We start from the raw sequence: 13,556 nt of genomic DNA, 5'->3' as shown, positions 1-13,556 counted from the left end.
CCGGCAATATCCAAATAATGATGTAGACGAACCGAACAAGGAGAACATGGCCGACACCGTACGAGTCAATCTGTGCTACCGGCCCTTGCGCATCGGCTGGGCGGTTCGCGCGGACGACCTGGAGGGATTTCGAAGGGCGGTACGCTACTCCCACGTCCTCTGGGGTGGACGCTTCAATCCAATTCTGATCGTCGACAACGAGGAGGAAGCCCGGCAACAGGTCGAGCTATTCCGTCTGGATGTCGTTTGGCCGCTGGGCGACAGCCTGGAAGTCCGAGAGTTCGCCGAGCGCTTTCCCCACCTGAAGCCTTCGTTCCACGGCGGCTCTATCTTCGTCAAACAAGCGCGGTGGCGAAACTTCTCGAGGGTGCTCGATATCTTCAACACCGCTGCGCATTGGCACAACAAGCCCGAGTGGACCCAGTTCAAGGATATGGGTCTGTGCAAGTACGAGTGGCAAGGCGACGATCCGCTGGCGGACGTGTTCTTGATGCAGTTCGGCAGGTATCCGGACGTTGAGGAAGTCGGCGTCGACTACGCAGCGATGGTCGAGGAACTGCTGGACCCGATCACGGTAGCGCTGCAGCAGGACGCGCCGATACCTGGCGATTTCCTGCGGCGCCCGAGCCTGTCATCGGTGTGTAGATTCGCGATTGGGCGTCACTACACGGTGCGCCCCGGCTGGGAGACGCCCGGCTTCTTTATCGGCGACGCGGGCGATCTTGAGGACCTCATCTGTTACTGGAACATCCGCGCCTGCGACGTCCCCCTGTGGTTTCTCGACACCGCCCACCTTGATCGCTACGCAGGTCTGATACCGCAGATGGAAGCCATCATCCAGGAGATGGCGCAACACAGCATGGACGCGGACGCGGGCCTGGGCGTTTGGTCACGCGGCGATGCCGCGCAAGTCGACCAACTGTTCGAGAACAGGCGGCTGATCGTGCACAGCGTCGGGAAGGGATTCTGGTCCGGAAGCGCGGTCGTACCACCGGTCATGCGCCTTGGAGAAGCGTCGACGCTGGGCGTCATCGGAAGCGAACGCGGCGTGCCACGCGTGAGCTTCGCGCTGACAGAGAAGCCCTACCACGGACACCCGCATTACATGCATCAGCACCTCGTTGCCTCTGTGTCGCTGATCGGCGGCCTCTTCGGCGATCAACAGCACACGTTCCATGTTCCATACGTTCCGGAGCTCAATCATTTCTACGCCCGGACCATGCATTTCGAGCACGATAAGCTGCGCGTCGAGCCGGAGCAGGTCGGGCTCATCATTGATGCCGCCGATCACGATGCGTTTCTCAACGCAATGCCGGTCGCTGAACTGATCAGACGCATCTTCGCGTTGGCGGGTTACAACAGCACGCTGAGCAACAGCGGACGCATCGCCCGACAGCTGCTGACGCAACTGGGAGGCCTCCAGGGCGCGCGCGTATTCAAGATTCCCGGAGCCAGGGAGTTGTTGAGGTCCTTCGGCCCCCGGGCGACGTTCTCCAGGGAGGTTGCGCTTGCGACGATTTCGGGAAAGACCAGCGAGGAACTAAGGGGCACGTTCGGCGCGCACGTCGATCTCTTCCTCGGGCCACGCCCGATCGACCAGAAGCTGACGCCTCCTCACGTCTTCGCGGCCATGGTGGACGCGGGACTGTTCCGGATCGGCGTCGACCTGGATTGCCCGCAATGCGGAATGAGGAGTTGGGTCGCGCTCGACGTACTCAAGCAGCAGATCAGCTGTGAACTGTGCGGTCACGACTATGACGCGACTGGCCAACTGTTGGCCAGCGAGTGGCGTTTCCGGCGCTCAGGCGTGCTGGGTGCGGAGCGCAACGCACAAGGGGCTATTCCCGTGGTGCTGACGCTGCAGCAGCTGGATGCAAACCTGGACCGGGCGTTCAGTTCCTGCGTCTACTCTCCCTCGATCGACCTGAAGCCCCGCAACGACCCGCAACATCCTGACTGCGAGGTCGACTTCGTGTGGGTGCAGATGAATACCTATCCGAAGCCCACCTCCGTCATCCTCGGCGAATGCAAGGACCGTGGCCGCATCGAACCGGATGAGTTCCGGCGCGACGTCGAAAATCTGCGCCGCATCGCCGATGCCTTCCCATCGGATCGATTCCAGACTTACGTGGCGTACATCAAGCTCGCGCCGTTCACGAAAGAGGAGATCGCGATCGCCAGCGTGTTGAACGACGAGCATCGACGCCGGGTGATTTTGCTCTCTGCCCGTGAACTGGAGCCCTACCACCTGTTCGAACGTGTCAAAGCCGAACATGGCATCGGCATTCGGGCACACTCATGCGAGGAACTGGCGCTGATCACCCACCAGCTCTACTTCACCGACGTTGCCGACGACACGATCGAACCCTAGAGGCTGCCCCTGCGTCCGTATCGCAGCTTCTGCGAAAGCCGCGGCACTGCCTTGGCGATGGTCGCAATCTTGGAAAACGCCAGCCGTATCCATTAGGAAGATCGCCGGTCCACAGAGTCATTTCATGACCTTCATGGTCGAGGATCCTCATTGCACGAAGCTCTGGGTGACTGTCCAGGATGCGCGAGAGCTCGCGCAGCACCGCGATAGGTACTTCACTCTCCCCCAAGCCAAGTGACATCCGAACGCTTGCGTATGTGCTCTAGGCCTTCGAGCCTCTCTATTCCAACGGCGCCATATCCGCTGACTTCGCGCTTCAGCCTGAAAGAAAGTACGGCTGCGCTAGGCCGCTGATCGTCAACCTCCGACTGCCCGTCGAGATGACCCGGCTGTCCACTTCTCACGTTCGCTCCCCGCCAGCGGCCAAGTTCAATATAAATATATCAATCAGATCAATCACTTGCATTGTTTGCAATTGTAGGCTATTACGTCGCTTAGACAAGGCCTGGAACGGATGGAGCGCGACTAAGCATGTCCAGTTCTGCTGAGACCACTTCTACACGCTCAGATCCTGCTCAATGGAGCCCGCTGCCCTCCGGCGTAATAGTCCCCAATAGCCCGATCCTCTCAGCGGCCGATACGGCACGCTTGATGGGGTTCCCGTCTCGAGAAGCGCTGGCGAAGGCGCGCAGAACGGGACGCCTCGAGATAGCAATGTTCACTCTTCCGGGGCGTCGCGGCTGGTTCGCGCGGCGAGAAGAGCTTTGCGCCTGGCTCCAGCAATCCCTGAACAGAGAGGAGATCCCCCCATGAGCTAGTTCAGCTACGGGGCCCTCAAAAACAAAGGCCGCACATTGCAGTGTGCGGCCTTTGGTCTAGCGTACGGATTGTCGCCCGTTGCTAGATATTGCGAGCAGCCCTCCAAAGAAGTCAAGCCCCGCGGCATGCCGCGAGCCTTCTCTTTTTCTCCTCCGCGGGCAACCGCGGTGTAGGAGGTCTTATGCCTATCACCACTGCCGAATTCAGGAAGTACGCGAAGCGCCTGTGTCTGTCGCAACTAGCGATCGACTACGTGAGCCAAGCCAGGTCCAGCAACCCCGCGCGCAGAGTCGAGTCGAACGGCCGTCACAACACAGTGTGGCGCTATCCCAGCGCCAAGATGGGGACTACTGTGGCGCTGGAAAGCTCGGAAGAGTTCATCCTGGCCATCCAGTTGGAATTCGACGCGGATGTCCTTGAATACTGGGAGCAACCGCCGAACATCGCCCTCGTCATTCGCGATAAAAATGGGCATCGTCGTCGATGCGCGTACGTGCCCGACTTCTTGGTGGTGAGACGCAACGAGATCCAAGTCGTCCAAGTCAAGCCCGCGGATCAATGCGAGCGCCTGTCTCGTGAGCACCCTAATCGCTGGACCTGGAGCGGAGGAGTAGCACACGACACGGCCGCCTCCGAACGATTTTTAGAAATCGGCTTGCCGCATCTGGTCTATTCAGGCGGTCAGGGGCACAAGGTCCGCGCCGACAACTGCCGGTTGATGCTCCACGTGCGGGAGGCTGCAGTGGAGCCGGAGGGCGCAAGAAAGTTGAGCAAGGCTCTCGTCGCGCTATCCGCAAGCAAGGTACTGAGCATCGGGCAGTTGATGCTAAATGCCGATATCGCGACAGCAACTCCAATTGTGCGTCTGGTCGAGCAAGGCGATCTGTTCACTGATCTCGATCGCTGGCGGCTCTCGGTACCAGACGAGTGCCTAATTTCCCGATCCAAAGATGCAATCGAAGCGCACGTTTCAGCCCTGGTAGCACTGGCAGCTGGCAGCCAGGCGTTGACCCAGCTATCGAGCCCTGAGCTAAAGGAAGCTCATCATCGCCTCCTTGTTCTGCGTGGCGAAATTCAGTCCCATCGCTCCCACAGAAGCGTTCGCAGGTGGAGAAGGAAGCTACAAGCGTCGAACGGCGATCCCCTCGGCCTCCGGCCGCATCATCGGAGCAAGGGGAACCGCACCCCACGCCTATCCGATGACGAGGAAGCCCTACTCCTATCGTCTTTGCGCGAGCACTATCTGAGTAAGCTGTGCGTTTCGCGCATGGCTGCCTACGGCCAGTACTTAGTCGACCATCAAGGAGCTGTGGCAAGAGGTACATTGGCCCAGTCCTCCGTGGCGGTCTCCTACGTTACGTATGCTGCGCGTAGCAGGTGTCTTCCCGCCGAGGAGCTAGCTGCTGCACGCAGCGGAGGGCGCGCAGCTGCCGCGGCAGCACAGCCCGTGGCACCGGTCTCTAGGTATCTTTCACCTGTCAGAGCTTTTGAGCGCGCGCATGTCGACCACTATCTCTGCGACATCCATGTCCTTGTTGCGGATGGAGCAAAGAGGCACACGCGACGTCCGCAACTCACTGCGATGCGCGACGAGGCAACAGGCTCTGTTCTGGCTGTGTCGCTTAGCTTCAAAGCTCCAAGTCGCCACAGTTGCTTAGCGGTAGTCCGGGACTGCGTCAGGCGGCATGGACGATTGCCCGAAACGATCGTGGTCGACAATGGCGCTGAGTTTCACTCCGAGTACTTCGAAGTAGTACTTGCCCGGCTGGGGGTGGCGATCCAGCGTCGGCCGCCGGGGCGGCCCAGGTATGGAGGCACAATCGAGGGATGGTTCCATTCCTTGAAGGCGTTCCTTAGCTCGCAGCATGGCAACACCAACAATGACGGCAGAAGCCGCTCCGCGGTCGCTACCCATAAGGGAAGGTCACATGCAGCTTGGACGCTTGTTGAGGCCTACAACGCAATCGATCGATTCGTATTCGAGCTCTTCAATTCTAGTGCGGCGCGTTGCGATGTAGACAGCCGATCTACAAAATCCGCCAATGCGCTGTCCCTCTTTCCCGAGAGCGGTGTGCTGACGTCATTTGACTCCGACTTCCTAGCGCTCACTGCGATGCCGCTGAAAAATTTGTTGAAAGTCGACCTGGCTCGCGGGATTCGGCACCTGGGGCGCTGGTTCACCCATCCGAAGCTCTTTGAGCCCAAGGAGCACGGCAAGAGGCTCAAGGTCTTCGAAGAGCCTTGGGACATGAACACCTTGTATGCGCTCGTCGATGGCGTGCTTGTCCCGTGTCGCCATGGATCTCCGGCGACGATGGATCTCAGCAAAGATTTCACCCCCGCGCTTGAGTCCATTCGCCATCTGGAGTCCTCGGATGTGCGTGGTGCGCTTCTGAAGGAGGCTGCGATGGCGTCGGCCAAGCTCTCCAGGCAGCTCGCTGCCTCGCTGGGCCCCAAAGCGGTGCAAACGAAGCCAATTAGCCGTCCGGAGGCACGGAGCAAGTCGCCGCCTCGACATGTCGAGGCGACCACGCTGAAGACGGAGTACTGGTCATGATGCCCCTGAGCAACAGGATCATGAATGCCAAGGTGAGGCACCTTCACTTCGACCAGGCCATCAGGGCTGCCGTTTCGCAAATGACATTTGCCGTGCCGGGCTCCGTTCTGGCACTTGTCGGTCCAACGCGGGTGGGAAAAAGCACAGCTATTCGGGCGGCAGCGAAGCAGGTGTATCCGGGCATGAAGGATGGATACATCCCCTACGTCGTCGTTGATTGCAGTAGGACCGACGCTGGCTTCATGTCGATGCGATATCTGACGCTTGACCTCCTTGGCCAGCTGGAGCACCCGTTCTACGGCGCGTCGAGCGGCAAGTCCCGGGTATCGCAGACCGAAACGAACGCACGGCTGCAGCTCCGCAAAGCGATCCAGCACAGAGAAACAAAGCTGATCATCATCGACGAGGCGCACCATCTACTGAGGGTCAAGAATCACGACAGCAGGGAAGCCGCGCTTGAGTCACTGAAGTGCTTGGGTAACGAGACTGGTGCGGTGATTGTGCTCGTTGGGGGCTATGAGCTTTTGAAAGGCTGCTTTTGCTCAGCCCACTTCAATGGAAGGCTTACGCTGATTGAGTTCCCGCGCTACGGAAGAAGCGATGCACAGATGAAGCAGTTCGAGTCGATTCTGGCCACGTTCGATCAACTCCTACCATGGGCGAAAGGGAGCTCACTCCTTTCTATGAGCGGCCTTGTCTACGACGGCACCCTGGGCTCTTGCGGTCTTGTCAGCAGTTGGGTGCTCGCCGCACTCGCAAAGATGGACGCGTCAGGCGCCACGCGTCTGCGGAATGAGCACTTTCGGAAGGTGCGCTATCTGCAGCAAATCGATGCCATAGCCAGTGAGATTGACTATGGGGAGAGTGTTCTGAGGCCTATAGAGAGTCTGCGCGAAGGAGAAGATGCAGGCAGCAGATGTGCGACAGCGAGCCAGGGAACAGGCTCGAAATCTCGACGGCATAAGCCAGGAAGGCGAAACCCGATGCGTGACTCCATCACGAATCCTGAGGTGGCGAGATGACACGCTACTTCTCTGTGCGGCCTGTCGCCGTCGGGGCACTTGAGGTGGAATGCCTCTCATCTGTCCTGCAGCGTCTGGCTGTGGCACACGGGGTCACCCGGCACCAGTTTGTTACAAGTCTTCGTGATTGGTGGAAAGCCGAGCGTGGTAGACACCTACCGCGATGTGAAGAGCTACGTTGGGACGGATACAGCCCCAATGTCTCATTGGCAATTGAGGCTCTCCGCGACGCGCTGGGCGTTGACCTCAAGGGATGCACGTTGCTGCCACTCAGCAGCGTGTGCGCGGCGAACTGCATCGGCTCGATTGCCCACTCACGCTCCTGGTGCCCTGGATGCTTCAATGATGACATCACGTCAGGCGAGCCTACGTACGATCGCTTGCTATGGCGGGTGCAGGGCTACCAACGATGCAGTTTGCATAGGCTTCGCTTGCGCTCTAGCTGTCCGCATTGCGACGGATACCAAACAAGAGACGCAAGCCGGGAGGAGCTTCATCTCTGCACGTTCTGCCGGCAGAGCCTCGCTGCGAAGGTCACGAAAGCCGAATATGCACCCCGGCCTGAATTTGGAGAGGAGCAGATCGAGACGCTTGTTCGTGGCATCAGCTCGATAGCGGCGGTACAGAATCAGCCGCTCCGGAAGTTCTTCCAGGGTATAGAGGACGCTGACAAGTACGTCGCCAAACACTTGGGAGACATCATTCACAACCGAAGGCTGCCCGCCAAGCCGCAACTGACTACGCTAATTGCGGTGGCGACACACTTTGGTGTCGACGTCCGGCAGCTCATCACAGACCCCACAGAGGCCGCACGTCAGGCGGCCTTGGACATAAAGCGGCCGCCTAAGACGCGTGTGACTCGCCCGTCGTCGCATCTAAGACAGAAGCGAACCGCCTGGTTCAAAGCCAAGCTGGAGCTGGCGATTCAAAGCGGCCCGCCATTCTCGTCTGCGGAAGAGCTTTGTAGGAACAATGATTTCAGCATTTCGGCTGCCCGTGGCACCTTCCCAGCGCTGACCGCAGCACTCAGCGGCAAGTACTTGGAGTGGAAGAAGAGCAAGGCAAGTAATTCCAGAAGGAGAGCAATCGCCGCTATCGCCGCGCGAGCTGATATGCGTGCTCAGCTGACCGTCAAAGAGTTCGTGGCCCAGGTGTGCGCGGCCTCTGGTGCGCCGGTTCACATGGTCAGGGGACTGGTCGATTGCAGCTCAGATGGCTCGTTGTGAAGCTTTGACCCATGTCGGTCTCCGGCTCTCTTTATTCATTTTCAGACGCTATAGGGGCAGGATCCATAGTGCTTTCTTCGCAAGCACGACAATACAAAAAAGCCGAAGCCCACTGCCAACCCAAAGCGCGGCGAGTGTCAGCCATAGCCGTGGCTCACCGCTATCTCCGTGGCAACACCTCTGCCTTCAGCCCGGTGCCCATGATCGTTCGCCAGTTCGGCTACAGTTAGGATCTTACCTCCAGCGCACACCGGGCGCGCCGATAGATGCGGTAGCTCTGGCGGCGTTCTCGATGGCAGTGCGCGCGGTGGGCAGAAGTCGCGTTCAGACCTGCCTAGCCGGACGGCGGTGAGGTGGCTTTAGGCTCTTGGTTCACTTTCTTCTAGCAAAGGATGGCTGATGGGACAGCGGGTTATCGCCGACAACTGGTCGCTGCAGGCGGTCAGCGACCTCATGGCGAAGGGTCTGGATCCAGATGACAACCCTGGCATTGCACCGCTGACTGACCCTGGACAGGTGCCTAAGGCGCTACCCCAGGCCGCCATCGATTTCGAGGCGTTGTTCGATCTGCTGACTGATGTCGTGCTGCGCGACCAGATCCTGGTCGATGATCGGTTCCACAATGCCTGGTTCGGCCGTGGAGACGCGTTGAGCGAGCTCGCGCGGCGCTCGATCGTACGGCCTCACGGCTTCCTTGAGCATCCGGAACGGCTTGAGGGGCCGAGGGCCGATCTCCTTGGGAGGCTTCTCCTCAACGACGTCATGGTGAAAGAGCAGGCAAGCAACGAAGCTGCTTGGAAGGAGAGCGGGACAACTCCCCACGTATTCACTTCGCAGCTGGTGTGGGGAGGCGCAGGTATGTTGGCTCGAGCGTGGGTATATGCCAGCCCCTACACGCCTCATCCCCTCAGGAGGCGATTGTTCCAGCGGGCCGGACTTTCTCTACCGGTACCTCCGATAGCGCTGGGTGAGTTCAAGGCCGAGGTTGCCAAGCACCGGGATGCGCTCTACCCGACATCGGCGGCTGACGATGGAGTGATTGGTGTTCGTGTCCTACTCCCAGCCTTGCCGACCTTGATCCTTCGAGATGCAACCTCGCTTGGCGACGTATTCGTAGTGGCCTCACAGATGCGAGACCAACTGTCCGAACTGCGCGCCTGGCTCAGCCAATTCCAGGAGGCCGTGTCCGCTGGCGAGTTCAAGGCGATTGCCGCCGAACGTAGGCGTCTCAACGGCCTAGGCAGGGAGGTCCAGCGGGCACTCGGCAAGGTGCCGGATGACGCATCCACGCTCAACATTGGTTGGGGGTGGTTCAAGCTTGGCACGAAGATCGATGTAGGCCGCTGGATGCCTAGGTTCGATCGCGTCCAGACACAGGTGAACAACTTGACCTTTGCGCCGAGCGGCTGCCGCGAGCTCACAAAACTCCTTGGCTTCTTCGGCCATCAACACTCTGCTGTGGGGCTGCGGACAATTGAGCACTTTGCCACAGGAGCACTCCGATAGATCGCTGAAACAAGTCCATCGCTGCTGCCTAAGCGACCGCGTGTAGAGCTCGCGAAGCATTGCACTCGCTTGGTACGCTTCTATGCAAGTCTCCTTCGGCCAACTCCCGTCAGTGATGACGAGCAGGTTTGGTGCACTGTCTTTCTGCCAGATGGCTATTGGCCGAACGTTCGCCCCTGTGCTGGGGCGAGCCGCTTCTTGGGGCGTTACCGCACGTCCGCGAGTGCCTCAGCGTCAAAGCGCCTGCCCTCAAGCAATGCACATTTTCGTAACCGACCAGCACGTAGCTGGGTCGCATGGATCCTCCCCGGTGCGCATGATGATTGTCCGAGGGGCCGAACTACTCGAGCAGGCGCATGACGCTTTGGTCAAGCGCTTCGCGAAACGCGTCGAAGCGCTTCAGGCGCATTCCTTTGGCTTTCGCCTCGAAGCTGCGGATCTGGTCCATCGCCGGCGCCAACGCCGGATTGTTCTCGACCAAAGTTTCCTTGGCCGCAATGCGGTGCAGCAGCGAGCTGCAAAGGTGCTGACCTTGGGGAGTCAATCCGGTGAAGAGCACGACCGCGCTCACATTAGTCTCAAGCCTCACGTAGCGGACGTGATCATCGTATCGATGAAACCTCGGGTGAAACGTTTCGGTGAATTCCCGGGCCTTAGGGTATCCGCGCCGCTTTATCGAGATTGCACCCCACACGTCATCGGTCTTGGCGCCGTTGCAATCGCTACAAGCCACCGCCAGATTCCAGAACTCGACGGAGAACTGCGCATAGTGGTGCCGCGGCAGGATGTGCTCGATGTGTTTGGCGTACGCTGTGCTGACCAGCCAGCGACGGCAATAGCAACACCGCCCACCCTGCAACTCCAACAGTCTGCGCCTGAAGGCGGACTTGATGGAGGCTCCCGTGATCGTTCCCAGTGCCGTAACATCGGCCATCGCGTTCAGCGTCGGCCAGACATCAGTAAACGGACGTAGGCGCGACTGGGTCCACAACTGCCGAAGCAGCACGTGCGTGCGTGGGACATGCTTTTTTGTCCCATGCGCCACTCCGAGGTATAGCTTGAGCTCTCGGCGCATTTCTATCGGCGAGGGGTGTGTTCCCTGGAACCAACTCATATGGCGTCTCCTCGCTCGATTGACGCGAGTTCATCGATGGCGGCGCGGGTGCGACCGACCAACTCGCGATCTTCCCGCGCATGCGACAACTGCGCCGAGTCGGCCGACCGAATGACCTGATCCATCAATTCCAGCTCTTCATGCAGCGACTTCAAGCTCGGAAGATTCCCATCCTGTACGGGCGACCGAGCGTTGAGACGCAGGATTGCTTGCGACACCATCGCGGCGCAGCGCTCGTGCACTTGCCGGTTGTTCGCCGTGTAGGTCCGGAATCCATCGAACAATGCCGTCTCGACCGATCGACGCTGATGAATGCCGAGTTCCGTCAGCCCATGTCTTCGGGCGACGAAACACTGATCGTCGCGATGGATCGCGCTGGCGACGACGACGGGGGAGTGCGTCGCCACGACCATTGAGCAACCCGTGAGGGAGCCGACGATCTCCAACATCACCGGAATGGCCCGCTGCCAGCTTACGTGAAGGCTTAACTCGGGCTCGTCTATCAGGATCACGGTGCTGTCGCCGGCGTAGGCCGTGAGCTTGAGGGCCAGGGTCAGCAGTTGCTGCTCCCCCGAACTCAACTCGCCGAATGTCGTGATCGAACGCTGGGACTCCTGTCGCATGAGGCCCAGCTCGTACCTCTTCGCACCTGCTCGCTGTAGGATACGGGCATTCTCATCTGCACTTTCCGTGAGCTGCTGCAATTCGGCGTAATGCTCTCGGTCGTCATCGGAAGAGCTGTTCAAGCCAGATGGCACCAGATACCGACGCTCGCCGAAGCCGAGGTGCCTCACGACCGCGTCGAAGACCTTGAGCCGCTCGGCGCTCACGTGGATCTCGCGCACCATGCGATTAATGTCCGCCGAAGTGCGGCCAAGCGCAATGCCGCGTTCCGAAGTGCGAGCGCCGACATAGATGAACTGCTGTCCGTCGTGCTTTGGTGGCTCGAACGGAAATCTGTCCGTCAGTCCAAACGAGATGCCGACGACGCGCTGACCTTCCTTTACCAAACGATCCGCCAGATCACCGAGCAGAATGCTCTTGCCTTCGCCATTGTTGCCGATGACGTAGATGCGCCTGCCATGGTCACGTCTTTGCAGCAGGGCCTCCAAAACGGTGTCGCTGTTCAGCAACGGCATGAGCGTCTTGCGCTTCGCATCGCTGTCTGTCCCTTCGATATAGACGGACGCAGCGAGCCTGTAGGCGTTTTCGGCAATTTCGCTAATATGAACGTGCCGGCAGACGCCCTCCACGTCCCGATACCCGCCCTTGAAGTAAGCCTCCAGCATTGCTTCTACGTCGTCCGATCTGAGTTGGCGCCGCCTTGGGAGGCTCAAGGAGGGCCACCCATCCGGCGCGCCAAGCGACACAATCGCAGCCACGAATGCCATCAGGAGGCCGGCCTCGCGAAGTTCGCCTCTGCCGGCGAGACCCTTCGCGTCCACCATCAGCACATGGTTGCTTGGCATCCCCCCTTCCCCGAGGAACCAAGCCGACACCTGCTTGCGCGATCTATGTCGGCGATCCTGGGGAAGGTCAATCACTGCCAGCAGCCGACCGCTGCGCACGAGATCCTCCCGCAGATTGCTTCGCCATCCCCCGGCCGATCGATCGGCACCAGGAACGATGATCAAACTCACTCCGAGAATAGACCGATTCTGCAGCAAGTAGTCCAGGGCATCGAGCGAGGTTTGGTGATCGGCCCATCGTGGTGAATGAGGACGCCGCCCAATGGAGTTTCTACGCGGATGATCAACCAGCAAAAAGCGACGACCGACGAAGGACCCAAGATCGTCTTCCCGCGGTGGCTGGTCCTCCACATCAATGCCGTGAAGGCCAAGCCGAAGACCTATGAAGAAGTTCAGACGGTCGATCACCGCTATGCGCGTGGACGTCTCCAAATTGAGGAGGATACGTCGCAACACGGCGAACTCGCCCGTTGTTGCGAAATATTCCGAAATGCGGTCGACGGGTGCCGAAAGGTGAGCCGCCAAAGCCGCGGCCGTGTCGCCACCGCGGTAGCCGGTCACGGTCAGGCGACTAACGACTCGATGAAACACCTCGTCGAAGCAGTCCAGCAGGAACTCCCGCCTGGAACCCCAGGCATCCTCGAAGTGATCGAATATGCTGACGATGCCGTCGAATGCTTGGAGGGAGCTGACATCGCGCGGGATGTCAGCTTGGCCTGTGGCCCGGAAAATTCCGGTCAACGCATCGCACGCACCAAACCATGCTCGACGAAACCGATTCTCGTCCTGGTATGTGGCTGCAGTCCTCAGCACCTCAAAATTCTCCCTCGCCCGGTCGGTCACCTCGTCGGGCCAAGGCCCGGGCGACTGCGCCACGCAGGTGAGACCAATCACCATCAGTGCGAACTGCTCGAACTCGTCCTCCCTCAGCCCGGAGGGCGCACGCAGCGAGCGCAATGCCTCCCAGTACTTCGCCGTCTGTACGGCCCGCTCGTCAAACATTATTCCTCCCTCGGAAGATGGCTGGTTCCAGCCTTGGCTTATGAGCCTAGTTTCACATCATCAAGGCATTGTGCACCGCTCGAGCTAGGAGAGCGTGTTGCGGAGACGGAGACTGTGCTGGGGGCTCGACCGGAAACTTCACGGCGCCAGATTGGACAGCCAGTCTCTCTCTTAAGGGGCAGAAGCTGCGGGTCGAGCGGCGCGGCTCAATATCCGCTCCTAGCCTGGAGGGCCGGCCAAGAAAAAGTACTGACCGGCAGCTACTGGCCGGAAATGCCAGTTCGCTGCGACGCCCAGAACCTGCCCTTCGGCACATGTGGGCACGCGCTTGGTTGGTGTCTAGGCAACGGGAGGCTCTCTGAAGCGCGTTCTGCGGGTCCCTCAACTCGATGGGAGACCATCATGGAAACCGTAAGCAAGGCCACTCATGGCGAGCCGTGGAACAAGTGCAAGATCATCGGACAGAAGCG

The 13,556-nt window shown here is 59.7% G+C and carries 7 protein-coding genes; 5 read left to right on the top strand and 2 right to left on the bottom strand.

The window, feature by feature from the left end; translation table 11 throughout:
• Nucleotides 1-46: 46 nt before the first annotated feature.
• The 5 genes from J2Y70_RS03750 to J2Y70_RS03730 all read left to right on the top strand — a co-directional run bounded on the left by J2Y70_RS03750 (nt 47) and on the right by J2Y70_RS03730 (nt 9,501).
• Complete coding sequence (locus J2Y70_RS03750; RefSeq protein ID WP_309913501.1) at nt 47-2,371, top strand: hypothetical protein; 2,325 nt, start codon at nt 47-49, stop codon at nt 2,369-2,371.
• A gap of 1,000 nt (nt 2,372-3,371) precedes the next feature.
• The gene (locus J2Y70_RS03745) at nt 3,372-5,747 is read left to right on the top strand and encodes a DDE-type integrase/transposase/recombinase (RefSeq protein WP_309913498.1); all 2,376 of its coding nucleotides are present in this window, start codon (nt 3,372-3,374) and stop codon (nt 5,745-5,747) included.
• Nucleotides 5,744-6,769, top strand: a complete 1,026-nt coding sequence (locus J2Y70_RS03740; protein WP_309913495.1) for an AAA family ATPase — start codon at nt 5,744-5,746, stop codon at nt 6,767-6,769. The genes J2Y70_RS03745 and J2Y70_RS03740 overlap by 4 nt, the downstream gene beginning before the upstream one ends.
• On the top strand, nt 6,766-7,995 hold the full coding sequence (locus J2Y70_RS03735; RefSeq protein ID WP_309913491.1) for a TniQ family protein: 1,230 nt from the start codon (nt 6,766-6,768) through the stop codon (nt 7,993-7,995). Before J2Y70_RS03740 ends, J2Y70_RS03735 begins: the two co-directional genes overlap by 4 nt.
• A 399-nt stretch (nt 7,996-8,394) precedes the next feature.
• A complete protein-coding gene (locus tag J2Y70_RS03730; RefSeq protein WP_309913489.1) occupies nt 8,395-9,501 on the top strand; it encodes a hypothetical protein in 1,107 nt (368 codons plus the stop codon).
• A gap of 340 nt (nt 9,502-9,841) precedes the next feature.
• Here J2Y70_RS03730 and J2Y70_RS03725 read toward each other — a convergent pair whose 3' ends face one another.
• Together J2Y70_RS03725 and J2Y70_RS03720 are read right to left on the bottom strand one after the other, a co-directional pair.
• Nucleotides 9,842-10,615: an HNH endonuclease gene (locus J2Y70_RS03725; protein WP_309913486.1), complete on the bottom strand. Its 774-nt coding sequence runs from the start codon at nt 10,613-10,615 to the stop codon at nt 9,842-9,844.
• On the bottom strand, nt 10,612-13,086 hold the full coding sequence (locus tag J2Y70_RS03720) for an AAA family ATPase (protein ID WP_309913484.1): 2,475 nt from the start codon (nt 13,084-13,086) through the stop codon (nt 10,612-10,614). The genes J2Y70_RS03725 and J2Y70_RS03720 overlap by 4 nt, the downstream gene beginning before the upstream one ends.
• Nucleotides 13,087-13,556 lie beyond the last annotated feature (470 nt).

The organism is Xanthomonas sp. 1678 (genome assembly GCF_031455575.1).
GTDB lineage: Bacteria > Pseudomonadota > Gammaproteobacteria > Xanthomonadales > Xanthomonadaceae > Xanthomonas_A.
Note: the sequence above shows the minus strand (reverse complement) of the source record. Positions and strands in the feature narration are given on the sequence as shown.